Consider the following 23,435-nt stretch of genomic DNA (forward strand, 5'->3'; position numbering starts at 1 on the left):
ACGGCGAAACGCGTTCACGCCAGTGTTTCAGGCCCTGGCGGCGAGGGCGAGGGATGGCACCTGCCGCGGCAACGCGCGCTGGCCCAGGCCACCATAGGTAGCAGGTCTGCTCGCAGGGATGGCCGCGCCCGCGATCGTCTCGATCACCCGGGACTGCAAGGTAATAGCGCGCTCCAGCAAGCGCCGGTTCTCGTCGGAGAGGTCGCGCAGCCCCAGCGCGAGCCGCTCCGCCGCCGTGCGCAGCTCGCCCGCCATGCCCGCCGGGCCAGTGCCGGTCTTCGTCGCGGCGCCATAGGCGGCAGCGAAGGCGTCGCTCGCCTGCACCTTCGCGGTGGCAAGTGTCGCGGCGCGGCCGAGGTCCAGCCGTCCCAAGGCCTCGTTCTCCGCGCGCAGCGCCTCCGCCAGGCGCTGGCCGGCCACGAGAAGCGCCTGGACGATGGGGGCAGGGGTCTGGTTCATGCGGTCTCTCCGGGTTGGAGGCCCTGCGCGGCGGACTGCGCGCGCAGCAATTCGCGGTACACGGCGTTGGCGATGCCCACCCCGCCCTTGTTCGACCAGCCCTGGGCATACTGCTCGACGAGCATCGGCCGCCACTGCTCCTCCGCAGCACCGGCGGAGAGAAGCCCCTTCGGCGCCGCGCCAAAAACCGGCTTGAGAAGCGCGCCGAGCGCCTGCATCTCGAAGCGGCGGGCCACGCGGGCGAGCGCGGCGTGCGTAGCGGCGGCGGCAGCGGCTTCCATCACCGCACCTCCAGCTCGGCCTGCAGCGCGCCGGCCGCCTTCACGGATTGCAGGATGGTGATGAGGTCGCGCGGCCCGACGCCGAGGGAATTCAGCCCGCGCACCAACTCCTCCAGCGTAACGGACCGCGGCAGGATGCCAAGACGCCGGTCGCGCGCGTCGTCGACCTCGATCCCGCTGCGCGGCACCACCGCCGTCTGGCCGCTGGAAAGGGGGGCGGGCTGGCTCACCTGCGGCGTCTCCGTCACGCGGATGGTGAGGTTGCCCTGCGCGATGGCGACCGTGGAGACGCGGACATTGGCGCCCATGACGATGGTGCCCGAGGCTTCCTCGATCACCACCTTCGCCGCCTGATCGGGCTCCACGCGGATACCTTCTATTTCCGTCAGCAGCCGCGCCACGTCCCGGCCGCCCGCCAGCAGCACCACCGTGCGCGGGTCCGTTGCCGTCGCGCTGCCTGCGCCCGCCACGTGGTTGATGGCGGCGGCCATGCGCTGCGCCGTGGTCAGGTCCGGGTTGCGGAGGGAGAGGCGGATGCGGTCGCGTCCCGCGAGCTGGAAGGGCAGCTCCCGCTCCACCACCGCACCGGAGGAAATCCGGGCGGAGGTCGGCACGCCCCGCTGCACGGAGGAGGCCTGGCCGCGTGCCGCGATGGCTCCGGTGGCCACGGCACCCTGCGCTACCGCATAGACTTCCCCGTCAGCACCGAGCAGCGGCGTGACCAGCAGCGTCCCGCCGGTGAGGTTCGTGGCGTCGCCGAGGGAGGACACGGCGATGTCCAGCCGGCTGCCTGGCCGGGCGAAGGCCGGCAGGTTCGCCGTGACCATCACCGCGGCCACGTTGCGCGTGTCCAGCTTCGTCTCCTGGTCGCGCGTGTTCACCCCCAGCCGTTCCAGCATCCCGACCAGCGACTGGCGCGTGAACACCGCCGACCGCAACCGGTCCCCGGTGCCGGGCAGCCCGACCACGAGCCCGTAGCCGACGAGCTGGTTGTCCCGGATGCCCTCGATATCCGCGATGTCCTTGATCCGCACCTGCGCGGCCGCCAGCGCCGGCCAGAGCAGGGCGAGGAAAAGGATCATCGCCGTCTTCGCGCTTCGGAAACCGGTCCGGGGCAAGCTGGCCTCCAACAAATCCTGCGTCCCCGAGCGCAACGCCCGTGCCAGGGCCTGGCGGGGATGGGACGGCAGGCTTTGCCGGGGGAGGGGAGTTCCCTTCCCCCGCGCGGCAGAAAGCGTCGGGGCGCGGCGGCAAGAGGCGGCAGGAGGCTGCGATGGGTATGGTGGGGATCGGCGGTGTCGGGTGGGCGGCAGGGTCGCAGCGGCCGCGCGCCGCGGCACGCGCGGGCGGGGCCTTCCGTCTGCCGGATGCTGCCCTATCGGCGTCGGAGGCGCGGGAGTCAGGGCCCACGGCCTCCGTGGCAGCGGTCGGGTTTCTCGTTGTGCAGGCGACAGACGAGGCAGCGGAGCGGGACCGGCGCGGCGCCGCCCGGGCGCGGGACCTGCTCAAGGAGCTCTCGGCCATGCAGGCCGGGCTGCTGCGCGGCGTGGCCGATCCTGATGGCCTGGCCCGGTTGGCAGCCCTGGCCGAGGGCGAGTCGCCCGACGACCCCATGCTGGCGGACGCGCTGGCCGGCATCGCCCTGCGTGCTCGCGTGGAGCTGGCGCGCCGTGGCATAATGGTTGCAGGAACGTGAAAAGCCGCGAAGGAAAGCCGTGGGCGCCCGCCCGGCAGGGCGTTCCCCTTGTTTTGCTCGCGGTGCCGTCGCTATACGCGGCTGCCAGACCGGCCGGGGGGACCGGAGTGGTCGGGGCCAGGCCATCGGGATGCAAGCCATGCTCATCACCCTGCCGCCGGATTACAAGCCCTCGGAAGACGAGGCCTTCATGAACCCCCGGCAGCTCGCCTATTTCCGGCAGAAGCTGCTGCGCTGGCGCCAGGACCTCCTGCGTGAGGCCGGCGAGACCCTCTCCTCCATGGGGCAGGGCGGAATCGTGGAAGCCGACCTGACGGACCGGGCCAGCGTCGAGACCGACCGGGCCCTGGAACTCCGGACCCGCGACCGGGCCCGCAAGCTCGTCTCCAAGATCGACCAGGCGCTGGAGCGGGTGGACAACGGCACCTACGGCTACTGCGAGGAGACCGGTGAGCCGATCGGTCTGCGCCGCCTGGAGGCCCGCCCGATCGCTACCCTGTCCATCGAGGCCCAGGAGCGCCACGAGCGCATGGAGCGCGTCCACCGGGACGATTGAACGGTCTCGGTAAGGCACTCGCGGCCCTGATTTGCGGCCCAGGCAGCTCTAACGCCCCTCGGGAAGCTTGCAAAACGTCGCCCGAGAGAGCATGTGTCCGCCCGCAGTACGGGCGCGGTAGCGGCGCCCGGCGGCATCAGGCAGGTCGGATCAGGTCACGGGCGCGGCGATGGATCGCCACGGCCCGTTACGCCACATCCGGAACGCCCGCCGCGCGGCCACACCGCCGAGCGACCCAAGCGGCGGCGAGCCGCATGACCATGACGCGGCCGAGCCGCATTACCTTCGCGGCCATTGCCCCACCGGGGGCCGCGACCAACGGAGGCCCAAGTGGCGCGCACCCCTCTCGATCGCATCCGCAATATCGGCATCACCGCGCATATCGACGCGGGCAAGACCACCACGACCGAGCGGATCCTCTACTACACCGGCAAGAACCATCGCATCGGTGAGGTCCACGAGGGCAACACCACCACGGACTACATGGAGCAGGAGCGTGAGCGGGGGATCACGATCACCTCCGCCGCCGTGACGGCCGAGTGGAACGACCACCGGATCAACGTCATCGACACCCCGGGCCACATCGACTTCAACATCGAGGTGAACCGCTCCCTCCGCGTGCTCGACGGCGCGGTGTTCATCATCGAGGGCGTGGCCGGCGTGCAGCCGCAGTCCGAGACGAACTGGCGCCTGGCGGACCGGTACAACGTCCCCCGCATTATCTTCATCAACAAGCTGGACCGCACCGGCGCCGACTTCTACCGCGCCGCCGCGACCCTGACCGAGAAGCTCGGCATCAACTGGGTGGCCCTGCAGCTCCCGATTGGCATCGAGGACACCCTGAAGGGCATCGTCGACCTGGTCGAGATGAAGGCGCTGATTTGGGAAGGCGACGAGCTGGGCGCCAAGTACCACGAGGCCCCGATCCCGGACGACCTGAAGGACAAGGCCGCCGAGTACCGCCAGACCCTGCTCGACGCCGTTCTCGGCGCCGATGACGCGGCCATGGAGGAGTACTTCGACAAGGGCGACGTTTCCGTCGCGACCCTGAAGCGCGCCATCAAGAAGGGCACGATCTCCGGCGAGTTCCGCCCGGTCTTCTGCGGCTCCGCCTTCAAGAACAAGGGCGTGCAGCCCCTGCTCGACGGCGTGATCGATTACCTGCCGTCCCCGGTGGACATCGAGGGCATCAAGGTGGCCCCGGAGGAGGGCGAGGACGAGACCGCCGAGCGCCGGGTGATCCCCGCCCGCGAGGACGCGCCCTTCGCCGGCCTGGCCTTCAAGATCATCAACGACAAGTACGGCAACCTGACCTTCGTCCGCGTCTACCGCGGCGTGCTCAAGACCGGTGACACGGTCCTGAACACGACCAAGGACGGTAAGGAGCGCGTCGGCCGCATGTTCCAGATGCATGCCGACAAGCGCGAGGAGATCAAGGAGGTCTCCGCCGGCGACATCGCGGCCTTCGTTGGCCTGAAGGACACCGGCACGGGTGACACGCTGGCCTCGGCCGAGGACCCGGTGGTGCTCGAGCGCATGGCCTTCCCGGTGCCCGTGATCGACATCTCGGTCGAGCCGAAGACGAAGGAGGGCGTCGAGAAGATGACCCTCGGGCTGCAGAAGCTGGCCGGCGAGGACCCCTCGCTGCGCCTGAAGACCGACCAGGAGACCGGCCAGACCATCCTGTCCGGCATGGGCGAGCTGCACCTCGAGATCATCATCGACCGCCTGAAGCGCGAGTACGGCGTGGACGCCAATATCGGCGCCCCGCAGGTGGCCTATCGCGAGACGATCACCAAGTCGCATACCGAGACCTACACCCACAAGAAGCAGTCGGGTGGCTCGGGCCAGTACGCCGAGGTGAAGGTCGTCTTCGAGCCGAAGGAGCGGAACACGGGCATCGAGTTCGTGAACGCCACCGCCGGCGGCTCGGTGCCGAAGGAGTACATCCCGGCCGTCGAGAAGGGCATCAAGGTCCAGGCCGACACGGGCGTGCTCGCCGGCTTCCCGACGGTGGACTTCAAGTACAGCCTGGTGGACGGCAAGTACCACGACGTCGACTCGTCGGCCCTGGCCTTCGAGATCGCCGCCAAGGCCTGCTTCCGCGAGGGCATGAAGAAGGCCGGCCCGGTGATCCTGGAGCCGATCATGGACGTGGAGGTGACCACCCCCTCCGACCATGTCGGCGACGTGGTGGGCGACCTGAACCGTCGCCGCGGCGTGATCCAGAGCCAGGACATGGCCTCGACCTCGGTTATCATCCGGGCCCATGTTCCGCTGAAGGAGATGTTCGGTTACATCTCCAACCTGCGCGGCATGACGAAGGGGCGCGCTTCCTTCTCCATGCAGTTCCACCACTATGATCCGGTGCCGCGCAACGTGGCGGACGAGATCATGAAGGCTTCGGCCTGATCCTCCCGGCCCCGCTTCGGCGGGGCCGGACCCCTTCCGGACGGCGCGGGCGAGACATCGCCCGCGCCGTTCGCGTTTCAGCGCCTGAGGTGGTGCAGCCCGGTCGCGTCCAGCACGATGACCCCGTCCGCCACCCGGGTCGCCACGTAGCGCAGCCGGGCGGAGCCGCGGTCATTCCGCGCACGGGAGGTTTTCACCTCCACCACTTCCACGGTCACCACGACCTCCTCATCCGGCCGCAGGGCAGCGGGCCAGCGGACATCCATGGCAGACCCGGCAAGGCTGATGTCGCGGAGAAGTGGCCCGCCCATCAACAGCCCGAAACAGGCCGAGAGGGTGTGCAGCCCCGCCGCCACCACCGTGCCGAAAACCGAATCCTTTGCCGCCTCTTCATCCAGGTGGAAGGGCTGAGGGTCGTAGCGCTCGGCAAACTCACGGATCTCCGCGAGAGAGAGGGAGAGGCGCCCCAGCTCATAGCGGTCGCCGGGGTGCAGCTCATTGAGGGAACGCAGGCGTGGAGGGCTCATGCCCTTCCTCTAATCCCGCCGGGGGGCCCCTTGAAGCCGCGATGAAGCGCGGCAACATGCCAATCATGCTCCAGGCTCCACACCAGCCCCCGGTCCTCGATATGACGCCGGAGGGTGAATTCCGCGACGCGCCGCAGGCTCCGCGCCGCGGCTCCCGGCTGGACCGGGTGCTGATCCGGCTGGGCGGGGCAGCGGTGCTGGCCGCCGTGGTCGCGGGCGGCCTGGTGATGGCGGCCTCCGCCGTGCTGCTGCTGGGTCTGCTGATTCCCGTGGTAATCGTGGCCGGGTTGGTCGGCTTTGCGACGCTCTGGTGGCGTGCGCGCCGCGCCGGGGGGCGGCCGGGCGGTGGCCCTGGCATGCCGGCCTTCGTGATCATCCGCCGTTAAGGCTTGCGGGCTTCTCACCCGGAACGCCCCGCGGGCTTCGAGCCCGATCCGGGCCGCCTCTATGAGGTGGGCCGCGATGGCAGGCCTTATACGCTCGAACCTGAGCCGCCGGGGGCCGCCGAAGCCCTGGAAAACCTCGCCCGGCGCTGGTGGGTCGCGGCGGTTTTAGTGAATGCCACGACCATGGGGTTCGCCGCTGCCTCGGCCATGCTGGCGCCGAGAGGGGTGGCGGCGCTCTCCGGAGTCCTGGCGATCCTGACAGCACCGCTCCTGCTCGCCGCGCCGATCCTTCGGCGGAGGGGGCTGAGGCGGCAGCGGCATATCCACCGTCACCGCCCCGAGGACTTCCCGCCGCCGCTCGAGGGCTGACCTACATGTAGCGTGGCACGCCGGACGCGGTGCGGCCGAGCCCTTCGCCTGCTCCGCCGGCATGGAAAGGCGTACGACGCCCCCGTCGAGCCCGGCCACCGTGCTCCGGGGTATGTAGCGATGCACTCCGCCCGAGGTCGGGTCGCTCTTGGCGAGCTTGATGAAGTCGCCCTCGACATGGTCGACAATGCCGAATGGCTCGCCGCCGCTGCCGATGACGGGCATACGGTCCGCGATCTCGCCGGCGGCGAGTTTGTCAGCATTCGCCATGGTCCAGCTCCCCTAGCGCCCGTCGGACCGAGACGTCTCGCCGCGGCCCCGGTTGTTGGAGGAGGGATCCGCGCCACGCAGCTTCACGTTGCCGACGATGTCGCCGGGATCACCGCCCGGCTTGCTGTTGCCGCCACCCTTGCTGTTACCGGCCGAGGGCATCTGGCCAGCATGTCGTCGTAGGTGCTCTTTTTCTTATCAGCCACGGCAAACCTCCCGCGTGAACCGTGGAACGGTGGTTCAACGCGAGAGGGAGAGTCGCTGTTGCGGCGTCTAGAACGTCAGGCGGCGCGGCTGATCCCGCCCACATCGGCCCGCTTGTCGAAGCGCGCCACGCGGGAGAGCAGGTAGTCCACCTCCGCCCGTGCCTTGGCCGAGAGGGCCACGCCGGGGCGGCGCTGGGCGTCGCTGGCCAGGACGCCACGCCGCATCAGCACGTACTTGCGAACCGCAAGGCCCGTCGGCCCTTGCTGCTGTTCGTAGCGCAGGAGAGGCAGATGGGCGTCGAACAGGTCGTGCGCCTCGTCCCGCTTTCCCTCGGCCTGCAGGCGAACCAGGTCGGATAGCATGTCGGGGAAGGCATAGCCGGTCATGGCGCCATCCGCCCCGCGCTCGCACTCGAAGTCGATGAAGAGGCCACCATTCCCGCAAAGGATGGAGATGTGCTTCATCGATCCGTCCGCCTCGAAGCCGCGCAGGGCGGAAATCTTCTCCAGCCCCGGCCAGTCCTCGTGCTTGATCATCACGCAGTTCGGGCTGGCCTGGACGATCCGGCGGATCACGCCGGGGGTCATGATCACGCTGAAGGTCTGCGGGAAGTCCTGGACCACGAAGGGCACGTCCGTCCCGATCGCCTCCGCCGCCTGGGCGTAGTAGCCGACGATCTGGTCGTCCGTCCGCAGCGTGTTCGGCGGTGCGATCATCACCCCCGCAGCGCCCGCATCCATGACCGCCTTCGTCAGGGAGGTCATGGCGGCAAAGCCCGGCGCGGACACGCCGACGATGACGGGAATTCCGGCCCGCTTGATCATGCGGGAGGCGAGGGAGACGCTCTCCGTCATGTCCAGCTTCGGGGCCTCGCCCATCACGCCCAGCACGGTGATGCCGGTGCAGCCGCTCTCGACGCAGAAGTCGGTGTAGCGGTCATTGGAGGCCTCATCGACCCACCCGTCCTCGTGGAAGGCGGTAGGGGCGATGGCGTAGACGCCCTTGGCCGCCGTCAGGTCGGTCATGCCTGCTGCTCCTTCTTCCAGGCCTCGTAGCGCGCCTTGTTCTCGGCGTTCGGGGGATAGAGGCCGGGGAGGGAGGCGCCGCTATCCACCTGGGTCATGATCCAGGTCTCCTGCCGCTCCTGCTCCACCGCATCGGCCACCACGGCCTCCAGCAGGTCCTGGGGGATCAGCACGGCGCCGTCCTGGTCCACCACCACCACGTCACCCGGAAAAACGGCCACCCCGCCGCAGCCGATCGGCTGGTCCCAGGCCACGAAGGTCAGGCCGGCGACGGAGGGCGGGGCCGCCGCGCCCTGGCACCACACCGGGAGGCCGGTGCCGAGCACGCCCGCGAGGTCACGCACCACGCCATCCGTGATGAGGGCGGCGACGCCCCGCTTCTCCATCCGGGCGCAGAGGATGTCGCCGAAGATCCCGGCATCGGTGCAGCCCATGGCGTCCACCACGGCGATGCAGCCCTCCGGCATCGCCTCGATGGCGGCGCGGGTCGAGATCGGGTTGGACCAGGAGGCCGGGGTCGCCAAATCCTCCCGTGCCGGGACGAAGCGCAGGGTGAAGGCGCGGCCGACCAGGCGGGGCTGGCCTTCCCGAATAGGCCGGGTGCCGCGCATCCAGACGTTGCGGAGGCCCTTCTTGAGCAGCACCGTCGTGAGGGTGGCCGTGGAGACGCCTTCCAGCGCCGCCTTGATCTGGGGGTCGAGGTTCAAGCGGGTCTCCTCCGGTCGCGCTATCTGTTCCGGGATTCGCGCGGTGGCGGTGCTGCGTCAAGCTTCGGCGCAAAAGGTTGCGGGTCGGGGTTGGTTAGAGTGCCGCGCCGCACCATCTGCCGCGGCATGATCGGCACCCGTTGTCTCGTCGGCCTCAGCCTGGGGGCGCTGCTGGCCGGACCGGCCCTGTGGCCCGAAGCGGCCCAGGCGCAGGAGAGGCGCTTCTTCCAAGTGACGCCTGGTCCTAGGACCGAGCCGCCGCGCCTGGACACCAGCCTCAGCACTGGCGGGGGCCGGCTGCAGCAGGTGATGGTGATGGACCGCGCCTCCATCGCCCGCTGGCTCTGCCCCAATGGCGGCACGCCCGCGCGCGGCCGGCCCGGTCGGTGCGATGGGCGCGGGGTCGCGCGTGGGGGTGCTGGCACGGGCGTGGATGCCGATGTGGCCGGCTGGCACGCGGATCTCGCTCCGGCTAGCCACCGGCAGCTGGCCTGCCCGCTTGGCACGGTGCCCACCCCAGCGCGGTTCAACCCGGGCACGGTCCGGTGCATGCCCGGCGCCCCGGCCGATGCTGCGGCGAAGCCGGAAGAGGCCGGCAAGCCGGTGGAGGCTGCCAGGGCTGCCTCAGCGGCACCTCCTGCTGCGGCGCCTCCAGCCTCCCCGGCACCGCAGCCCTCATCCCCCCAGGCCGCAGCCGCCGGAGCCCCAGCGGGCCCTTCGGGATCGTAGAGCCTTATCGTTCCCTAACCGCCCCGGCCGATCCGACCGGGGCGGTTCTCATTTCAGCCGCAGATCATTCGTGAATGCGTTGTGACTTGGCCAGGTTCGGGCTTCCTCGAAAGACCTGCCGAAGGCCCCACCAAACCCCCGAGATCGCGGCGGCGGCAAGGCCGGCAACCAGCACCCAGACGGCCGGCCGGATCTCGAATTCGAGGTCGAAATTCGCCTTGAAGATCTCCGCGGCCGGAAGGTTCGTCGCCAGCGCGTACCAGAGATACTCCAGCCCCGCTGCTCCGGCCGCCGCCAGCGGTGCCATGGCGAAAAGGGGCCAGGGCAGCGCCCTCCACCGGGACGGGACCACCCGCCAGAGGAGAAGGAACAGGAAGAAGCCGGTCATCAGCACCGGCTCCGACACATTGATCTTCGATTGAATGTAGAAGTGCAGGATCCCCAGCGCGATGATCGGATAGACCAGCTTGTGAAGCGGCTTCCATTCACGGCCGAGGCGCCGCAGGGCCGTGTCGGTCGAGGTCCAACCCAGTACCGCCAGCCCGATCAGCGCCGTGAAGCCGATGGAAAGGTAGGGCCGCTTTACGATCTCCAGCACCACGTGCCAGAGGCGGAGGTTCTCGTTCCCGATGTAAAGGGCGAGGTGCACGAGGGCATAGCCCAGCGCCGCCAGCCCGATCATCCGCCGCACCTGCATCGCGCGCGGCCAGTCCAGCACCCAGCGCGCCGGGGTGACGACCAGGCTGATGAGAAGAAAGCGGATGCACCAGTCGCCGGTCTCATGCGTGGCCAGTGCCAGGGGCTCCGGCCCCATCCCTCCACTCGCCCATAGCCAGACGAGCCAGAGCGCCGGGGCCAAGCACCCCAGCAAGACGGCTGACTTGAAGACCGAGAAGCGCCCGCCCCGGTCAAGCCAGGGCCAGGGGCCGTGCTTCGGCGGCGGCGGGACGTCCCGCCGGGCCCGGCGCGGCCGGGCGGTGGGGGAGGGGAGGGCCGCCTCGCTCACATCGGCGGTACCACGCCGTCCCGGGACACGGTGACCCGGGCAACGTTGAGGGTGCCGTCGGCCGCCGTCGTCGCGGAGAGGAAGACCTGGGCGCCGGGCTTCAGGTCCTCCATCGCGCCTGGGATCAGCGTCACCACCGGCACATCGGGCGGAACCACCACCTTCACCTGCTGTCCGCGCGCGGTCAGCGTCAGGCTGCGACCGTCATTGCCCTCCACCGCCGAATCCACCGTGGCGTTGGTCATTGAGGAACTGGGTGTGAGGTCCCAGGCAAAATGGCCCTCGCCGGTGCCGCGCATGGCTTCCGGGAAGACCAGCACCTCCAGGGCGCGCAGCACCCCGTCCGGTCCGGGCTCGGCCGCCGTACCGATGAAGCTGCCGGGCTTCACGTCCGCAAGGGTCATCCGCCGCAGCGCGGAGACGCCGACATTGTCGGCCAGGCGCAGCGCCACCGTGCTCCCTTCCCGCGTTGCCACAACCATTTCCTGACCGTTGATCGACTGGATGGTGCCGCGGATCCGGCGCGGTGGGGTGACCTGGGCCGCCGTGACCTGCGCCAGTGCGGGCAGGGCACCCGCGAGAGAGAGGGCCGAGAGGCCGAGCAGAACGCCGCGCCGGTTCATGAGGTCGCTCCAGTTTGTCGCAGGTTAACGTGGCAGTGCCTGGAGCGGGTGCAAGCCCGCTTCCCGTGACAGATGGGCCATGCCACATCGGGGGACATGCGCATTCATGTCCAGAACCCCGCCAACGATCCCCATTTCGCGGTGACGGAGGCGCAGTGGCGCGACGCCGTCTCCCGCAGCCCCGACATGGCGGGGCTCCAGGTCTCCTTCGCCAGTGACGAGGAGGGCCTTACCCGCGCCCTGCCCGAGGCGGAGGTGCTGCTGAGCTGGGTGCGCCCGCTTCGCCAGCGTTTTCCCGTCGGTGCCCTGCCGGCCGCGGCACCGAGGCTGCGGATCATCGCCTGCACCTCCGCCGGCGTGGACAGCGCGGCCCCCTTCGACTGGCTGCCCGAATCCATTGCCCTGCTGAACAACAGCGGCACCCACGCGGACAAGGCCGGCGAGTTCGGGATTATGGCAATCCTGATGCTGAACACGGGGATGCCCGCCTTCGCCGACGCGCAGCGGCGCGGCGAGTGGAAGCCGATCTTCGCCTCCACCCTGGCGGGGCGGCGGGTGGTGATCGTCGGGATGGGCTCGCTCGGCGGCGGCGTGGCGCGCCAAGCCCGGGCCTTCGGGATGCAGGTCATCGGCGTGCGGAACGGGCCGGAGCCCCACCCGGACTGCGACGAGACGCACACCACCGGGGCACTGGACTCCGTCCTGCCCCGGGCGGAGTTCCTGGTGCTGGCCTGCCCGCTCACGGACCAGACCCGCAACCTCCTCTCGCGCGAGCGGATCGCGCTGCTGCCGCGTGGGGCGGGCATCGTGAACATCGCCCGTGGCGCGGTCTGGGACCAGGACGCCGTCTGCGACGCACTGGAGGCCGGGCATCTCGGCGGCTGCGTGACGGACGTGGCCGTGCCGGAGCCGCTGCCGACGGAGAGCCGGCTCTGGCGCACCCCGGGCATGGTGGTCACCCCCCATGTCTCCGCCGATGACCGGGCCCGCTACAACGACCGCACGCTGGACATCCTGTTCGAGAACATCCGCGCGCTGCGTGAGAGCCGGCCGCTGCCGAACCGGGTCGATCCCGCGAAGGGTTATTAGCCGCCACGTCCAAACCCTGCCGCGAAACCCGCGTTTGACCGGGCTATGCGGATCCATGTCATCGAGTGCGGCTCCATGCGCCCCTATGGCGGGCGGCTCTGGGACGGTTCGACGCCGGGCATAGGCCCGGCGCACCTGGCCTGCCGCTGCCTCCTCGTCGAGACGGAGGAGGGGCTGGTGCTGGTGGACACGGGGTTCGGGCTGGACGACGTGAACCGCCCCGTGCCCCGGCTAAGCCGGGCATTCCTCGTCGCGGACCGGATCCATCTGGAGGCGGACGAGACCGCCATCTCCCGCATCCGGCAGCTGGGATTTAGCCCCAGCGACGTGCGCCATGTCGTGATGACGCATCTGGATTTCGACCATGCCGGCGGGCTGACGGATTTTCCCGGAGCCCGGGTCCATGTCTCCGCCGCCGAGGCCGCAGCATCGCGGGCACGGACGACGCCGAAGGCCCGCGGCCGGTACCGCCCGGCTCAGCTTGCCCACCCCATGAGGGAGTATGATCAGCCGGGCGAGCCCTGGTTCGGCCTGCCCACGCTGCGCGCGCTGGACGGCTTGCCGGAAGGGATCTTTCTTGTCCCGCTGCCCGGCCATACCGCCGGGCATTGCGGCGTGGCGCTGGATACCGGCGACGGCTGGGTGCTGCACGCGGGCGACACCGTGTTCGTCCACGCGGAGCTGGACGAGCCGCTCCGGATGCCGCCGCTCGCCTCGGCCTATGCCAACTTCATGCAGGTGGACCGGGACGCCCGGCTGGAGAGCCGGGAAAGGCTGCGCGCCCTGGCCCGGGCGCATGGGGAGGAGGTGACGATCCTCTGCACCCACGACCCCGCCCTGCCGCCGGGGGCAGGGCGCAGGGTCCTGGCCTGACGCGTCAGCCCTGCTGGAGCGCCGCGACGCCCGGCAGGGTCTTGCCCTCCAGCCACTCCAGGAAGGCGCCGCCGGCGGTGGAGACGTAGGTCATCCGCTCCGCCACGCCGGCATGGCGCAGGGCCGACACCGTGTCGCCGCCGCCGCCGATGGACTTGAGCCCGGCGGACTGGGTCAGACCCGCCACGCTCTGCGCCACCGCCACCGTGGCTGCGTCAAAGGGCGGCGTCTCGAAGGCGCCCAGCGGCCCGTTCCAGACGAGGGTGGAGGCCTTGCGCAGCCGGTCCTCGATCGCGTCCACCGTCTCCGGCCCCACGTCCAGCGCCATCATGTCGGCGGGAACGGAGTCGACGGACACGGTGCGGGTCGTCGGGTGCGCCTTGAACTCGGCCGCGACGACGAGATCGCGCGGGAGCAGGATCTCGCAGTTGCCCGACTTCGCGTCGTTCAGGATCTGCAGCGCCGTCGCATGCATCTCCGCCTCCTGCAGAGACTTGCCCATGTCGTAGCCCTGGGCGGCGAGGAAGGTGTTGGCCATGGCGCCGCCGATGACCAGCACATCCACCTTCTTCGAAAGATTCCCCAGAAGGTCCAGCTTGGTGGAGACCTTCGCGCCGCCGACGATGGCGACAACGGGGCGGGACGGAGTGCCCAGCGCCGCCTGCAGCGCCTCCAACTCCGCCTGCATCAGCCGGCCGGCATAGGCGGGCAGCAGCTTTGCCACGCCCTCGGTGGAGGAATGGGCGCGGTGGGCGGCGGAGAAGGCGTCGTTCACATAGGCGTCGCCGAGCTTTGCCAGATCGGCCGACAGAGCGGGGTCGTTCTTCTCCTCGCCGGCGTGGTAACGCGTGTTCTCCAGCAGAAGCACGTCGCCATCCGCCATCTTCGAGACGGCCGCCTCGGCCACCGGCCCGATGCAGTCATCGGCGAAACCCACGGGCTTGCCGATCACGGAGGAGAGCGCCTCCGCCAGCGGGCGGAGCGACATCTCCGGCACCCGCATGCCCTTGGGCCGGTCGAAGTGACTGAGGATGATCACCTTCGCGCCCTTGTCCGCCAACTCCTTGATCGTCGGGGAGAGGCGCTCGATGCGCGTGCGGTCAGTGATGGCCCCATCCCGCACCGGCACGTTCAGGTCCGCGCGCAGCAGCACGCGCTTTCCCTGGGCGTCGAGGTCGTCGAGGGTGCGGAAGGCGGCCATGGGCGGGGTATCCGGAAAGGCGGGGTCGCGGAACGGGAAGGGGGCGCCGAAGCGCCCCCTTGTTGGTCAGGTCAGAGCGTGCCGAGAAGGGCGGCCGTGTCGCTCATCCGGTTGGAGAAGCCCCACTCGTTGTCATACCAGGACATCACGCGGACCAGCCCGCCATCGACCACCTGCGTCTGGGTGGCGTCGAAGGTCGAGGAGTGGCTGTCGTGGTTGAAGTCGATGGAGACCAGCGGCGCCGTGTTGTAGCCGAGGATGCCCTTCAGCTCAGGGGACTCGGAGGCCTCCTTCATCGCCGCGTTAATCGCCTCCTTCGTCAGCCCCTCGGTCTTGGCCGGCACGAAGTCGAGCGAGACGAGGGAGACGTTCGGGGTGGGGATGCGGATGGCCGTGCCATCCAGCTTGCCCTTGAGCTCCGGCAGCACCAGGCCCACGGCCTTGGCCGCGCCCGTGGAGGTAGGGATGGCCGAGACCGCCGCGGCACGGGCGCGGTGCAGGTCCTTGTGCAGCGTGTCCACCGTGTTCTGGTCACCCGTATAGGCGTGGATGGTGACCATGTAGCCGCGCAGGATGCCAAACTTCTCGTGCAGCACCTTCGCGATCGGCGCGAGGCAGTTGGTGGTGCAGGAGGCGTTGGAGACGATCTTGTGCTCGGGCTTCAGCGTCTTGTGGTTCACGCCGTACACGATCGTCGCCTGGGCGGAAGCGTCCGCATAGGCTTCGCCCCAGGTCACGGGGGCAGAAACCAGCACCTTGCGCGCGCCGGACTGCAGCAGCAGCGAAGCCTTTGCCGTGTCGGTGAAGATGCCCGTGCACTCGGCGGCCACGTCCACGCCCTGCCAGGGGAGCTTGGTGGGGTCGCGCTCGGCCGTCACCTTGATCGGCTTGTGGGTCTTGCCGTGGACGGTGATAATCAGGCTGTCGCCCTCGACCTTCACCTCGCCGGGGAAGCGGCCATGGACGGAGTCGTAGCGGAAAAGGTGCGCGTTCGCCTCGACGGAGCCGAGGTCGTTGATGTGGGTGAACTCCACGTCGTCGCGGCCGCTCTCCATCGCCGCGCGCAGGACCAGGCGGCCGATGCGCCCGAAGCCGTTGATGCCAACCTTGACCGCCATGTTCGTTCCTTCTCTTCCGTCCGTGTCGTTCTAGTTCACGCGCCGCTTCACCGCCGCCACCACGGCATCCGCGGTGATGCCGAAGTGCTTGTAGAGCTCGTCGGCCGGTGCGCTGGCGCCGAATCCGGTCATGCCGACGAAGATGCCATCGGGGCCCAGCCAGCGCGACCACCCGAACTCCAGGGCCGCCTCGATCCCCACGCGCGGCGCGGTGCCGAGGATCGTCTCCTGGTAGGTCGGATCCTGCAGCGCGAAGAGCTCCCAGCAGGGCATGGAGACGACGGTGGTCGGGATCCCCGCCTCCTCCAGCATCTCCCGCGCGGCGATGGCAAGGGACACCTCGGAACCGGTGGCGATCAGCGTCGCCCGCCGCTCGCCGGAGGCCTCGGCCAGCACGTAGCCGCCGCGCGCCGTGTGGTTCTCCCCGGCCTCGCTCCGCAGCGTTGGCAGGTTCTGGCGGGACAGCGCCAGCACGCTCGGGCCGTCCGCGCGCTTGACCGCGAGCTCCCAGGCCTCGGCCGTTTCCACCACGTCTGCGGGGCGGAAGACGTAGAGGTTCGGGATGGCGCGCAACGCCGCCAGCGTCTCCACGGGCTGGTGGGTCGGCCCGTCCTCGCCCAGCCCGATGCTGTCATGCGTCAGCACGTGGATCACGCGCTGCCGCATCAGCGCCGCCAGGCGGATGGCCGGGCGCATGTAGTCTGAGAAGACCAGGAAGGTGCCGGAATAGGGGATGATGCCGCCGTGCAGCGCCATGCCGTTCATGGCCGCTGCCATGCCGTGCTCGCGGATGCCCCAGTGCACGAAGCGCCCACCCCAGTTGGCGGTGTTCAGCGCCGGCACGCCCTTCACGTTCGTGTTGTTGGAGCCGGTGAGGTCGGCCGATCCGCCGATCATCTCCGGCACCGCCGGCACCAGCGCCTCAAGCGCCTTTTGGGAGGAGATGCGGGTCGCGATCTTCGGCTTTTCGGCGACCGCCTTCGCCTTCCACTCGGCGATCGGGTCGTCCCAGCGCTCGGGCAGCTTTCCGGACATGGCGCGCTCAAAATCGGCGCGCTGCGGGTGCTTCGTCAGGCGCTTGAGCCAGGACCGGCGCGTGCCGCCGCCGCGGCTGCCGGCCTTCTCCCACTCCGCCCGGATGTCGTCGGGCACCTCGAAGGGCCCGCCCTCCCAGCCCAGCGCCGCTTTCGCTGCCGCGGCCTCCTCGGGCCCCAGCGGGGCGCCGTGGCTGCCCGCCGTGCCGGCCTTCTTCGGGGCGGAGAAGCCGATGATGGTGCGGCAGGCGATCAAGGTCGGCTTGCTGGACTTCGTCGCCGTGTTCAGCGCCGCCGCGATCGCCTCGTGGTCATGCCCGTCCACGCGGCGCACCGCCCAGCCATAGGCGCGGAAGCGGGCCAGCGTGTCCTCGGAGACGGAAATGGCCGTGTCGCCGTCGATGGAGATGTGGTTGTCGTCCCAGAGGACGGTCAGCTTGCCCAGGCCAAAATGCCCGGCGAGCGAAGCGGCCTCGTGGGAGATGCCCTCCTGCAGGTCACCGTCCGAGCAGATCACCCAGGTGCGGTGATCCACGAGGCTCTTCCCGAAGCGCGCGGCAAGGTGCCGCTCCGCCATGGCCATGCCGACCGCGGTGGAGAAGCCTTGCCCAAGCGGACCGGTGGTTGTCTCGATCCCCGGGTGCTCGTGCACTTCCGGGTGGCCGGCGGCCGGGGAGTGGAGCTGGCGGAAGCGCCTCAGCTCCTCCACGCCCATCCCGGTATGGCCGGAGAGATAGAGCCAGGCATAGAGCAGCATGGAGCCGTGGCCGGCCGAGAGGACGAAGCGGTCCCGGTCAGGCCAGCGCGGATCGGCCGCGTCGTGCTTCAGGAAGCGGGTGAACAGGACGGTGGCGGCATCGGCCATGCCCATCGGCATGCCGGGATGGCCGGACTTCGCAGCCTCCACCCCATCGATTGCCAGGGCACGGATGGCGTCGGCCATGCGGCGCACCGGTGTCACCGGGCGGGCAAGGATCGCGTCCTGCGCAAGGAGGGCAGGGCTCCGCTCGGGCGTGGAAGGCTGCCGGTCGGGTTCCGTGGTGGCCAAGTCGGGGGTCCTCCGGCACGTTGCCGGACGGGCAGGGGCGGCGCCCGCCGGCTCCTCGCCACCCCTCGCGTCCAACCGGGCGTCATCCGGCAGCGAACTCGCGTCGGGGGGCGTTGCGGCCGCTATAAAGGTGGGCCGGTCCGATGCCAACCCTGCCTCCGCGTGGGGTGGACAGGGCACGTTTGCGCGCGGGCGCAGATTTACCATAGGCCCACATGGGTTAATCTGCCATAATGATACGACAGGGTCATGATACCGCTCGCGTCCGCCAGAAGGGTGCCGTTGCGCGAGAGCAAGATCGGGAATCGAACATCTGATGCCTCCGGAAGAGGCTCCTATGCGCCGGCTGCGGCGCGTGGCGGCGCTGGGCTCCGGCGTGCTCCTGGCCATAGTTCTGGCGGCCGCCGTCGTCCTGATCTCCCTGCCCGCGAGCCTGGCCGCGGCGGCGCTGGCCGGTCTCGTCCTCCTTCTGGCAGGTGGCATCCTCGTCCTCCTCCTCGCGACTTGGCCGCGCTTGCGGCGGGCGGCCCTGCTGCGGGAAGCGGTGGACCGCACCGCTGTGCGCTACGCCGTCTTCGCAAGGGATCGCACCCTGCTGGACCGCAGCCCGGCCTATGACCTCCCGGGAGTCGATCCCCGCCCCGTGCCGCCGGGGGCGAAGCTGGACGACCTGCTGGCCGCTGCCCAGGGCCGCGGCCCGGAAGCTTCCCTCTCCGTCGCTCAGCAGATCATCGAGCATGAGGACGATGCTCGCTCGGAGTACGACAGAGCGCTGCCGGATGGCCGCACCTTGCAGGTGAGCAAGCGGCGCCTCTCCGGCGGGGAGGTGGCGCGCTTCGCGCTCGACGTGACCGGCTCCCGCGCCAGAGACATGCGTGCCCGCGCCATCCATGAGAGCGTGCCGGCCGCCATCTGGCACCTGGATCCCGCCGGACGGACGATCGCGGGGAACGGCCGGCTGGCCGACCTGTTCGGCGGCAAGCTTCCGGCGGGGCTGGTGGACTCCGGTCTTCAGCAACTCGGCCAGCCCGGCGACGGCCCCTTCGGCCTGCCGCCCGGGCGCGAAGTAGAAGGCCAGCTGCCCGCGCGCGGGCGCGTGCCGGAGCGCCGGGTGATCCTGGTCGCCTCGCCCTGGCTTCCGGGGGAGGCGGGCGGCACGCAGGCCGTGCTGATGCTGCTGGACGTCACCCGCCTCCACGCCGCCCAGGCCCAGGCCCTGCATTTTGCCTGGCACGACCCGCTCACAGGGCTGCCGAACCGCTTCCGCTTTCAGCAGGCCCTGGCGGAACTGGCCGCCATGCCGGACGGCGGTTCCCTCCTGCTCCTGGACCTTGCCGGGTTGCGGGCGGTGAACGACTCCCTCGGCCAGGCGGCCGGCGATGCGGTGCTGCGGGAGGCGGCACGGCGACTGAGGGAGGGACTGCGCCCCAAGGACGGCGTGTTCCGCCTGGGCGGGGATGAGTTCGCGCTGATCGCGACCGGCATTCGTACGCCCCAGGCCGCCGGGGCGATCGCCATGCGGGTCCAGCGCGCCCTCGCCGCTCCGTTCGAGTTCAACGGAGGCTCTCTGCCGCTGCGGGCCAGCATCGGCCATGCCTGCCTGCCGGAGAACGCGGCGGATGCGGATGGCCTGCACCGGGCGGCCGCCCTGGCCCTCGCCCAGGCCAAGCGGGCCGGGAACGGCGCCGTCCTGTCCTATGACCCGGCCCTGGGCGAGCGCGTGGCCCGCCGCCTGGCGCTGCGCGAAAAGCTCTCGGCGGCAATCGCCGCCGGCGGCTTCCAACTGGCCTGGCAGGCCCAGGTCGACGCCCGGACCGGATCGCTGCGCGGGGCGGAGGCGCTGATCCGCTGGTCCCTCGGGTCCGGCGGCCTCGTCTCGCCCGCCGACTTCCTGCCCGAGGCTGAGGCGATGGGGCTGATGCCGGAGATCGACACCTGGGTGCTGAACGAGGCGCTGCGCCAGAAGGCGGCCTGGCGCGCCAGCGGCACGGGGCCGGAGATCGTCGGCGTGAACATCTCTCCTATCACGTTGCGGGATCCGGATTTCCCTGCGCGGGTGCAGGCGGCCCTGGCCCTCTACGGGGTTCCGCCGGAGGCGCTCGAGGTGGAGATCCCCGAGGATGTCGCGGCCCGCGACCTCGATGCCATCGCGCCCGTGCTGCACGAGTTGATCGCGGACGGCGTGCGGCTCTCCCTCGATGACTTCGGCGGCGGCCGATCCGCCCTGGCCCACCTGCTGCGCCTGCCGGTGGACCAAGTGAAGCTGGACCGCAGCATCGTCGCCGGCCTGCCCGGCGGGGCGCGGGAAAGGGCCATCCTGCGCGCCGTCGCCACCCTGGCGCGGGGCATGGAGATCCCGCTGCTCGCCGAGGGTGTGGAGACCGAGGCACAGCGCGAGGCCCTGTTGGCCGAGGGCTGCACGGTGATGCAGGGCTGGCTCTTCGGCCGGGCCGTCCCGGCGAGCGAGCTGGTCGCCCGCTAGCCCCGGCCTGCCGTCATAGTGGCCGGTTCGCCCGGGCCAGCACGGCCTCGAAGAGCACCTGGCAGCCATCGGCCGCCTCCTCCGGCAGGATGCTCTCCGCCTCGTTGTGGGAAAGCCCGTCCTTGCAGGGGGTGAAGATCATCGCCGTCGGCACGCGGCGGGCGACGTAGATGGCATCGTGCCCCGCGCCGGAGATGATCTCCCGCGCAGGCAGCCCCAGCCTTGCGGCGGCGTCCCGGACGAGCCCGACGCAGTCCGGGTCGAAGGGCTGGGCGGGGATGCGGAACAATTCGCGCAGCTCCAGCGAGAGGCCGAGCGCATCGGCGATCGCGCGCGCCCGCTCCGGGAAGCCCTGCGCCAGTGCCTCGATCTCCTCACCCGAGGGATGGCGGAACTCAACGGAGAACCGCACGTCGCCCGGCACCACGTTGCACGAATTCGGAAAGACCTGCAGCCGGCCCACTGTGCCGCGCCCGTCCTCGCCCCGCTCGCGCATCAGGCTGTCCACCAGTTCGACGATCCGCGCCGCGCCGAGAAGCGCGTCGCGCCGGGCGGAAGGCGGGGTGGTGCCAGCATGGGAATCCTGGCCGGTGATCACTGCGTCATACCAGACCTGGGCCTGCCCGCCGGTGACAATGCCGATGCGCTGCCCCTCGCGCTCGAGGATCGGGCCCTGCTCGATGTGCAGCTCGAAGTAGGAATCCGCCTCGAAAGGCCGCGCGGGCTCCTCGCCCCTGTAGCCGATGCCCTCCAGCGCCTGGATCACGGAGATCCCTTCCAGGTCCTTCAGCGCATAGGTCTCGTCGCGGTGATAGACCCCGGACCAGACGCCGCTGCCCATGAGGGAGTGGCCGAACCGGCTGCCTTCCTCGTCCGTCCAGTTGATCAGCTCCAGCGGCGACTCGGTCTCGATGTTCAGGTCCTGCAGCGTGCGCATTACCTCCAGCCCGGCGATGACGCCGAGCGCGCCATCGAACTTCCCGCCGGTCGGCTGGCTATCCAGATGGCTGCCGAGGAGAACGGGCTTGCGGGCCGGGTTTCGGCCGGGGCGCCGGGCAAACATGTTGCCGATCTCGTCCACGCGGACAGTGAGCCCGGCCTCCTCGCACCATTGCCGGAAGCGGTCGCGGCCGGCGCGGTCCACCTCTGTCAGGGTTAGGCGCTTCACCCCGCCCTTCGGCGTCGCGCCGATCTCCGCCATGGTCATCAGCGTGTCCCAGAGGCGGCGGCCATCGATGCGCTGGTTGGTGCCGGACATGCCCGCTCTCCCTGCAACTGTCGCGGGATGAATGCGGCGGGCGGGGAGGGGCGGGCAAGGGGTCAGCCCGCCAATTCCTCCCGCACCGCCTTCAGGATCTCATCGGAGATACCGTCGCCGCCGGCAGCCCGGGCGATGACGACGGCGCCGACCATGGCCGAGAGAGCGAGCAGCGCGCGCTGCCTCCGCCGGCGTCGCAGGGCGGCGGGGAGCAGCCGCTCCATCGCCCCCGCAAGCCCACAGATCCCGGCGACATAGGCGCGGCGCACCCCGCCGTTCGGCGCGTCGCGCGCCGCCTCCGCCGCGAAGCTCGGGGCAGCGCAGCCGCGGCCCGGCGTGTCCCGGTGCTCAGGGCCCAGATAGAAGCGCAGCAACGCCTCCAACCCGTCACCGGCCGGATCATCGGCGAGCGCCGTCCAGCGCGCCTCACCCCGTCCGAAGGCGCGGGCACAAGCCTCGGCCGCCAGTGCCTCCTTCGACTCGAAGTGCCCGTAGAAGCCGCCATGCGTCAGTCCTGCGGCCGCCATCACCTCGGCCACGCTCACCGCCTCCACCCCGCGCTCCCGGAACAGGCGCGCGGCGATGTCGAGCACCGCCTCCCGCTTCTCCGCGACCGCCGCCCGCGACGAACGTGCCATGGCCTCGCCTCCTTCCCACAGAAACCAGCGCATTGACTTTATCATGACGAGTGTCATGGATATACATGATCTCTATCATGGATTGAGCGCCATGTCCCGTCCGAATGCCCTTTCCGGAAAGGCTGCGTGATGCTTGCCGCAGCCCTCAACGCGCGCCTTGCCCGGCGCGGGATCCACTACGGCTGGGTCATGGTCGCCCTGACCTTCCTCGTCTCGCTCTCATCGGCGGGGTCGATGGGCATCCTCGGTGCCCTTCTTCTTCCACTTCAGCGGGAGACGGGCTGGGACACCGCCTCCATCTCCGGCGCGCTGGCGCTGCGCATCCTGCTCTTTGGCCTGATGGGTCCCTTCGCCGCGGCGATCATCCAGCGCTACGGCCTGCGCCGCACGATCGCGACCGCGCTCACGCTCGTCGTTGCGGGCTGCGTGCTCTCCATGGGGATGACCTCGCTCTGGCAGCTCTGGCTCTACTGGGGCGTGCTCACCGGCATCGGCACGGGGATGACGGCCATGGTGCTCGGCGCCACCGTCGCAAACCGCTGGTTCGTGCAGCGGCGCGGACTGGTCTTGGGGATGCTGACGGCGGCGAACGCGACGGGGCAGCTCGCCTTCCTGCCGCTCGCCGCCTGGCTGGCGCAGGAGGAGGGGTGGCGCTTCGCCATGATCCCCGCCCTTGGGGTCGGCGTTCTCTCCGTAGTGCTGATGCTGCTCCTCGGTCGCGACCGGCCGGAGGAATTGGGGCTGCGGGCCCTGGGCGAGGCGCCGGGCGCGCCCACGGCCCGACCGCCCGCACCGGGCGCGAACCCTGTCCGCACCGCCTTCGCCGCGCTCGCGGAGGCTTCGGGCAGCCGCGTCTTCTGGATCCTTTTCGCAAGCTTCGCGATCTGCGGGCTCTCCACCAACGGGCTGATCCAGACACATTTCATCCCGCTCTGCGCCGATTTCGGCATGCAGGAGGTGCAGGCGGCCTCGGTCCTCGCGATGATGGGCGCCTTCGACTTCTTCGGCACCATCGCCTCGGGCTGGCTCTCGGACCGCTACGACAACCGCCGCCTGCTCTTCTGGTACTACGGGCTGCGCGGCCTCTCGCTGCTCTTCCTGCCGATGAGCACCTTCAGCCTCTACGGCCTCTCGGTCTTCGCGGTCTTCTACGGGCTGGACTGGATCGCGACGGTGCCGCCCACGGTGAAGCTCGCCGGCCAGGCCTTCGGGCGGGAGAAGGCGCCGCTCGTCTTCGGCTGGATCTTCACGGCCCACCAGCTCGGCGCCGCGCTGGCCGCCTTCGGGGGCGGGATCAGCCGGGACGCGCTGTCCAGCTACCTGCCGGCCTTCTACGTCGCCGGGGTGGCCTGCCTCTTCGCCGCGCTCCTGGTCCTGGGCGCTCGGCCCAGGCCGCAGCCACGGCCGGTGGCGGCCTGACCGACCCTGCCGGCACCACTGT

24 protein-coding genes are annotated in these 23,435 nt (G+C 70.3%); 9 read left to right on the forward strand and 15 right to left on the reverse strand.

Annotated features, from left to right (window positions below; all coding sequences use genetic code 11):
• Nucleotides 1–27: 27 nt before the first annotated feature.
• From J5Y10_RS08140 to J5Y10_RS08150, 3 genes are read right to left on the reverse strand one after another with little or no spacing between them, the layout of a single operon-like run.
• Nucleotides 28–459, reverse strand: coding sequence for a hypothetical protein (locus tag J5Y10_RS08140; protein ID WP_209372539.1), 432 nt, complete (start codon nt 457–459; stop codon nt 28–30).
• Complete coding sequence (locus J5Y10_RS08145) at nt 456–740, reverse strand: rod-binding protein (protein ID WP_209372541.1); 285 nt, start codon at nt 738–740, stop codon at nt 456–458. The genes J5Y10_RS08140 and J5Y10_RS08145 overlap by 4 nt, the downstream gene beginning before the upstream one ends.
• Complete coding sequence (locus J5Y10_RS08150) at nt 740–1,822, reverse strand: flagellar basal body P-ring protein FlgI (RefSeq protein WP_209372542.1); 1,083 nt, start codon at nt 1,820–1,822, stop codon at nt 740–742. Before J5Y10_RS08150 ends, J5Y10_RS08145 begins: the two co-directional genes overlap by 1 nt.
• Before the next feature lie 191 nt (nt 1,823–2,013).
• Here J5Y10_RS08150 and J5Y10_RS08155 point away from each other — a divergent pair, with 191 nt between their 5' ends.
• The 3 genes from J5Y10_RS08155 to fusA all read left to right on the forward strand — a co-directional run bounded on the left by J5Y10_RS08155 (nt 2,014) and on the right by fusA (nt 5,404).
• Nucleotides 2,014–2,436, forward strand: a complete 423-nt coding sequence (locus J5Y10_RS08155; protein ID WP_209372544.1) for a flagellar assembly protein FliX — start codon at nt 2,014–2,016, stop codon at nt 2,434–2,436.
• A gap of 139 nt (nt 2,437–2,575) precedes the next feature.
• Complete coding sequence (gene dksA, locus J5Y10_RS08160) at nt 2,576–2,992, forward strand: RNA polymerase-binding protein DksA (protein ID WP_209372546.1); 417 nt, start codon at nt 2,576–2,578, stop codon at nt 2,990–2,992.
• 330 nt (nt 2,993–3,322) lie between these two features.
• Nucleotides 3,323–5,404: an elongation factor G gene (fusA, locus tag J5Y10_RS08165; protein WP_209372548.1), complete on the forward strand. Its 2,082-nt coding sequence runs from the start codon at nt 3,323–3,325 to the stop codon at nt 5,402–5,404.
• A gap of 77 nt (nt 5,405–5,481) precedes the next feature.
• Here the strand turns inward: fusA and J5Y10_RS08170 are convergent, their stop codons facing one another.
• Nucleotides 5,482–5,931 (reverse strand): MaoC/PaaZ C-terminal domain-containing protein, encoded by a 450-nt coding sequence (locus tag J5Y10_RS08170; protein ID WP_209372550.1) that lies wholly within the window; start codon nt 5,929–5,931, stop codon nt 5,482–5,484.
• Nucleotides 5,932–5,987: 56 nt separating this feature from the next.
• Between J5Y10_RS08170 and J5Y10_RS08175 the strand changes: the two genes are divergently transcribed.
• Nucleotides 5,988–6,317: a hypothetical protein gene (locus J5Y10_RS08175; RefSeq protein WP_245214449.1), complete on the forward strand. Its 330-nt coding sequence runs from the start codon at nt 5,988–5,990 to the stop codon at nt 6,315–6,317.
• Nucleotides 6,318–6,482: 165 nt separating this feature from the next.
• Here J5Y10_RS08175 and J5Y10_RS08180 read toward each other — a convergent pair whose 3' ends face one another.
• The 4 genes from J5Y10_RS08180 to J5Y10_RS08195 all read right to left on the reverse strand — a co-directional run bounded on the left by J5Y10_RS08180 (nt 6,483) and on the right by J5Y10_RS08195 (nt 8,895).
• A complete protein-coding gene (locus J5Y10_RS08180) occupies nt 6,483–6,956 on the reverse strand; it encodes a DUF2171 domain-containing protein (protein WP_209372551.1) in 474 nt (157 codons plus the stop codon).
• 12 nt (nt 6,957–6,968) lie between these two features.
• Nucleotides 6,969–7,118 (reverse strand): hypothetical protein, encoded by a 150-nt coding sequence (locus tag J5Y10_RS08185; RefSeq protein WP_209372553.1) that lies wholly within the window; start codon nt 7,116–7,118, stop codon nt 6,969–6,971.
• A 119-nt stretch (nt 7,119–7,237) separates the two neighbouring features.
• Nucleotides 7,238–8,188: a dihydrodipicolinate synthase family protein gene (locus J5Y10_RS08190; protein ID WP_209372555.1), complete on the reverse strand. Its 951-nt coding sequence runs from the start codon at nt 8,186–8,188 to the stop codon at nt 7,238–7,240.
• A complete protein-coding gene (locus J5Y10_RS08195; RefSeq protein WP_209372557.1) occupies nt 8,185–8,895 on the reverse strand; it encodes a ribonuclease activity regulator RraA in 711 nt (236 codons plus the stop codon). The genes J5Y10_RS08190 and J5Y10_RS08195 overlap by 4 nt, the downstream gene beginning before the upstream one ends.
• 99 nt (nt 8,896–8,994) lie before the next feature.
• Here J5Y10_RS08195 and J5Y10_RS08200 point away from each other — a divergent pair, with 99 nt between their 5' ends.
• Nucleotides 8,995–9,624: a hypothetical protein gene (locus J5Y10_RS08200; RefSeq protein WP_209372559.1), complete on the forward strand. Its 630-nt coding sequence runs from the start codon at nt 8,995–8,997 to the stop codon at nt 9,622–9,624.
• Between the two features lie 64 nt (nt 9,625–9,688).
• Here the strand turns inward: J5Y10_RS08200 and msrQ are convergent, their stop codons facing one another.
• Nucleotides 9,689–10,630, reverse strand: a complete 942-nt coding sequence (msrQ, locus tag J5Y10_RS08205; protein ID WP_490384321.1) for a protein-methionine-sulfoxide reductase heme-binding subunit MsrQ — start codon at nt 10,628–10,630, stop codon at nt 9,689–9,691.
• Nucleotides 10,627–11,253 (reverse strand): hypothetical protein, encoded by a 627-nt coding sequence (locus J5Y10_RS08210; protein ID WP_209372563.1) that lies wholly within the window; start codon nt 11,251–11,253, stop codon nt 10,627–10,629. The genes msrQ and J5Y10_RS08210 overlap by 4 nt, the downstream gene beginning before the upstream one ends.
• Nucleotides 11,254–11,349: 96 nt before the next feature.
• Here J5Y10_RS08210 and J5Y10_RS08215 point away from each other — a divergent pair, with 96 nt between their 5' ends.
• Entirely contained in the window at nt 11,350–12,342 is a 993-nt protein-coding gene (locus J5Y10_RS08215; RefSeq protein WP_209372565.1) for a D-2-hydroxyacid dehydrogenase, read from the forward strand.
• Between the two features lie 45 nt (nt 12,343–12,387).
• Nucleotides 12,388–13,215, forward strand: a complete 828-nt coding sequence (locus J5Y10_RS08220) for an MBL fold metallo-hydrolase (RefSeq protein WP_209372567.1) — start codon at nt 12,388–12,390, stop codon at nt 13,213–13,215.
• A 4-nt stretch (nt 13,216–13,219) separates the two neighbouring features.
• Here J5Y10_RS08220 and J5Y10_RS08225 read toward each other — a convergent pair whose 3' ends face one another.
• The 3 genes from J5Y10_RS08225 to tkt all read right to left on the reverse strand — a co-directional run bounded on the left by J5Y10_RS08225 (nt 13,220) and on the right by tkt (nt 17,511).
• Nucleotides 13,220–14,416, reverse strand: coding sequence for a phosphoglycerate kinase (locus J5Y10_RS08225; RefSeq protein WP_209372569.1), 1,197 nt, complete (start codon nt 14,414–14,416; stop codon nt 13,220–13,222).
• Between the two features lie 71 nt (nt 14,417–14,487).
• A complete protein-coding gene (gene gap, locus J5Y10_RS08230) occupies nt 14,488–15,534 on the reverse strand; it encodes a type I glyceraldehyde-3-phosphate dehydrogenase (RefSeq protein ID WP_209372572.1) in 1,047 nt (348 codons plus the stop codon).
• A 30-nt stretch (nt 15,535–15,564) separates the two neighbouring features.
• Nucleotides 15,565–17,511 (reverse strand): transketolase, encoded by a 1,947-nt coding sequence (gene tkt, locus J5Y10_RS08235; protein ID WP_209372991.1) that lies wholly within the window; start codon nt 17,509–17,511, stop codon nt 15,565–15,567.
• Nucleotides 17,512–17,953: 442 nt separating this feature from the next.
• On the opposite strand from tkt, the gene J5Y10_RS08240 reads away from it, so the two are divergent.
• Complete coding sequence (locus tag J5Y10_RS08240) at nt 17,954–20,098, forward strand: putative bifunctional diguanylate cyclase/phosphodiesterase (RefSeq protein WP_209372574.1); 2,145 nt, start codon at nt 17,954–17,956, stop codon at nt 20,096–20,098.
• Between the two features lie 13 nt (nt 20,099–20,111).
• Here J5Y10_RS08240 and J5Y10_RS08245 read toward each other — a convergent pair whose 3' ends face one another.
• Nucleotides 20,112–21,356 carry a Zn-dependent hydrolase gene (locus tag J5Y10_RS08245; protein ID WP_209372575.1) on the reverse strand — a complete coding sequence of 415 codons (1,245 nt, stop codon included), beginning with the start codon at nt 21,354–21,356 and terminating at the stop codon, nt 20,112–20,114.
• Nucleotides 21,357–21,418: 62 nt separating this feature from the next.
• On the reverse strand, nt 21,419–21,994 hold the full coding sequence (locus J5Y10_RS08250; RefSeq protein WP_209372578.1) for a TetR family transcriptional regulator: 576 nt from the start codon (nt 21,992–21,994) through the stop codon (nt 21,419–21,421).
• 129 nt (nt 21,995–22,123) lie between these two features.
• Here J5Y10_RS08250 and J5Y10_RS08255 point away from each other — a divergent pair, with 129 nt between their 5' ends.
• A complete protein-coding gene (locus tag J5Y10_RS08255; protein WP_209372993.1) occupies nt 22,124–23,413 on the forward strand; it encodes an MFS transporter in 1,290 nt (429 codons plus the stop codon).
• Nucleotides 23,414–23,435 lie beyond the last annotated feature (22 nt).

The organism is Roseomonas indoligenes (genome assembly GCF_017813365.1).
GTDB classification, from domain to species: Bacteria; Pseudomonadota; Alphaproteobacteria; order Acetobacterales; family Acetobacteraceae; genus Roseomonas; species Roseomonas indoligenes.

What these genes read in the sequence shown, in the direction of transcription:
- J5Y10_RS08140 (WP_209372539.1), bottom strand. Translation starts at nt 459, where the DNA reads ATGAACCAGACCCCTGCCCCCATCGTCCAGGCGCTTCTCGTGGCCGGC.
- J5Y10_RS08145 (WP_209372541.1), bottom strand. Translation starts at nt 740, where the DNA reads ATGGAAGCCGCTGCCGCCGCCGCTACGCACGCCGCGCTCGCCCGCGTG.
- J5Y10_RS08150 (WP_209372542.1), bottom strand. Translation starts at nt 1,822, where the DNA reads ATGATCCTTTTCCTCGCCCTGCTCTGGCCGGCGCTGGCGGCCGCGCAG.
- J5Y10_RS08155 (WP_209372544.1), top strand. Translation starts at nt 2,014, where the DNA reads ATGGGTATGGTGGGGATCGGCGGTGTCGGGTGGGCGGCAGGGTCGCAG.
- dksA (WP_209372546.1), top strand. Translation starts at nt 2,576, where the DNA reads ATGCTCATCACCCTGCCGCCGGATTACAAGCCCTCGGAAGACGAGGCC.
- J5Y10_RS08170 (WP_209372550.1), bottom strand. Translation starts at nt 5,931, where the DNA reads ATGAGCCCTCCACGCCTGCGTTCCCTCAATGAGCTGCACCCCGGCGAC.
- J5Y10_RS08175 (WP_245214449.1), top strand. Translation starts at nt 5,988, where the DNA reads ATGCCAATCATGCTCCAGGCTCCACACCAGCCCCCGGTCCTCGATATG.
- J5Y10_RS08180 (WP_209372551.1), bottom strand. Translation starts at nt 6,956, where the DNA reads ATGGCGAATGCTGACAAACTCGCCGCCGGCGAGATCGCGGACCGTATG.
- J5Y10_RS08185 (WP_209372553.1), bottom strand. Translation starts at nt 7,118, where the DNA reads ATGCCCTCGGCCGGTAACAGCAAGGGTGGCGGCAACAGCAAGCCGGGC.
- J5Y10_RS08190 (WP_209372555.1), bottom strand. Translation starts at nt 8,188, where the DNA reads ATGACCGACCTGACGGCGGCCAAGGGCGTCTACGCCATCGCCCCTACC.
- J5Y10_RS08210 (WP_209372563.1), bottom strand. Translation starts at nt 11,253, where the DNA reads ATGAACCGGCGCGGCGTTCTGCTCGGCCTCTCGGCCCTCTCTCTCGCG.
- J5Y10_RS08215 (WP_209372565.1), top strand. Translation starts at nt 11,350, where the DNA reads ATGCGCATTCATGTCCAGAACCCCGCCAACGATCCCCATTTCGCGGTG.
- J5Y10_RS08220 (WP_209372567.1), top strand. Translation starts at nt 12,388, where the DNA reads ATGCGGATCCATGTCATCGAGTGCGGCTCCATGCGCCCCTATGGCGGG.
- J5Y10_RS08225 (WP_209372569.1), bottom strand. Translation starts at nt 14,416, where the DNA reads ATGGCCGCCTTCCGCACCCTCGACGACCTCGACGCCCAGGGAAAGCGC.
- gap (WP_209372572.1), bottom strand. Translation starts at nt 15,534, where the DNA reads ATGGCGGTCAAGGTTGGCATCAACGGCTTCGGGCGCATCGGCCGCCTG.
- tkt (WP_209372991.1), bottom strand. Translation starts at nt 17,511, where the DNA reads ATGGCCGACGCCATCCGTGCCCTGGCAATCGATGGGGTGGAGGCTGCG.
- J5Y10_RS08240 (WP_209372574.1), top strand. Translation starts at nt 17,954, where the DNA reads ATGCGCCGGCTGCGGCGCGTGGCGGCGCTGGGCTCCGGCGTGCTCCTG.
- J5Y10_RS08245 (WP_209372575.1), bottom strand. Translation starts at nt 21,356, where the DNA reads ATGTCCGGCACCAACCAGCGCATCGATGGCCGCCGCCTCTGGGACACG.
- J5Y10_RS08250 (WP_209372578.1), bottom strand. Translation starts at nt 21,994, where the DNA reads ATGGCACGTTCGTCGCGGGCGGCGGTCGCGGAGAAGCGGGAGGCGGTG.
- J5Y10_RS08255 (WP_209372993.1), top strand. Translation starts at nt 22,124, where the DNA reads ATGCTTGCCGCAGCCCTCAACGCGCGCCTTGCCCGGCGCGGGATCCAC.